Source organism: Pseudomonas sp. PKS, from assembly GCF_051913525.1.
Lineage (GTDB): Bacteria > Pseudomonadota > Gammaproteobacteria > Pseudomonadales > Pseudomonadaceae > Aquipseudomonas > Aquipseudomonas guariconensis_D.
In genome coordinates this window covers 1-1,696 of the sequence record NZ_JBEGDO010000045.1, presented here as the reverse complement: position 1 = coordinate 1,696, position 1,696 = coordinate 1, and the positions used below count along the sequence as shown (strand labels likewise).

Sequence of the window (1,696 nt, the reverse complement as noted above, 5' to 3'; positions counted from 1 at the left end):
ATCGACCCAGGCTGTGTGAAAACACCTGCGATTGTCTAACCTTCTGATCGTCGAGATCGTGGCGGGGACGATCATGAAACGGTTCATTGAAGGTGAAGCCCGGACGCAAGTCACGCTGCTGCCGGAGTGCCTGGATGATTACATCACCGAAGAAAACCCTGTTCGGGTGGTTGACGTTTTCGTCGATGAACTCGACCTCGGAGCGCTCGGGTTCGAGGGTGTCGATCCGGCTGCAACGGGTCGTCCGGCCTATCATCCAGCAGTCCTGCTGAAAATCTACATCTATGGCTACCTCAACCGGATTCAGTCCAGCCGCCGGCTTGAGCGCGAGGCAGCGCGCAATATCGAGCTGATGTGGTTAACGGGCCGGTTGGCTCCTGACTTCAAAACGATTGCCGACTTTCGGCGAGACAACGGCAAAGCCATTCGCAGCGTCTGCCGGCAATTTGTAGTGCTTTGCCGCAACCTCAATCTTTTCTCCCAGTCGATCATTGCCATCGACGGCAGCAAATTCAAAGCCGTAAATAACCGCGACCGCAACTTTACCCAGGGCAAGATCAAGGCGCGCATGCAGCAGATCGAGCAGAGCATTGACCGCTATCTTACGGCGATGGATTCGGCGGATCGGGCAGCGCCCGAGGTCGCCGAGGCCAAGGCTGAACGGCTGAGCGAAAAAATAGAAAAGCTGAAACAGCAGATGACGAAGCTCAAGGACATTGAAGCGCAGCTTCACGCCAGCCCAGATCAGCAAATCTCTCTTACCGATCCTGATGCACGCTCAATGGCCACGAGTGGCGGAGGTACTGGCACGGTTGGTTACAACGTACAAACAGCAGTCGATGACAAATACCATCTGATCATTGCTCATGAAGTCACCAATGTTGGCAATGACCGAACACAGTTGAGCAATATGGCGAACCAGGCACGCGAAGAGATCGGTGCTGAGTCGCTGACAGTGGTCGCCGACCGAGGCTATTACAAAGGTCCGGAGATCCTTGCTTGCGAGCAGGCCGGGATCACCACTTTTGTCCCGAAGCCGCTGACATCAAGCAGCAAAGCGGAAGGCCGATTCGGCAAGCAGGACTTCTTCTACATCGCTGCATCGGATGAATACCGATGCCCTGCGGATCAACTACTGACCCGCAGGCATTCTTCGGTGGAAGACGGCATGTTGCTGCACTCCTACTGGTTCTCTGGCTGCCAAAGTTGCGCCATGCAGAAGCAGTGTACGACGGGTAAGGAACGCCGGTTGAAGCGCTGGGAGCATGAAACGGTAGTCGAAGCCGTGCAGATCCGATTGGAACATGACCCAGGAAAGATGAAAGTTCGCCGGCAAACGGTGGAGCATCCCTTCGGAACGCTCAAATACTGGATGGGAAGCACTCACTTCCTGACCAAAACCCTACCGAGGGTAAGCACCGAGATGAGCCTTCACGTGCTTGCTTACAATCTCAAACGAATGATGAGCATCTTCGGCATCGCTGGGCTGATTGAAGCGATCAGGACATGAGTCCAAGCGTTCTATGCGTCCGTATACGGCTATCTGGGCCGCTGCCGCGGCCCAGATAGCACAGGTCGCGCCTGGTGCCCGACTGAGGTAGATCTGCATTTAGATCTGCTGAATTTACAGGAGGCCCCAGCTTCTTTCGCTACTCGACGTACTTACTGGCGTTTTCACACAGCCTGGACCCAAAGC

The 1,696-nt window shown here is 55.1% G+C and carries 1 protein-coding gene; it reads left to right on the top strand.

The annotated features are described in order from the left end of the window. Window positions 1-73: 73 nt before the first annotated feature. Window positions 74-1,510 carry an IS1182 family transposase gene (locus tag ABOA88_RS23990; RefSeq protein ID WP_367852226.1) on the top strand — a complete coding sequence of 479 codons (1,437 nt, stop codon included), beginning with the start codon at window positions 74-76 and terminating at the stop codon, window positions 1,508-1,510. Window positions 1,511-1,696 lie beyond the last annotated feature (186 nt).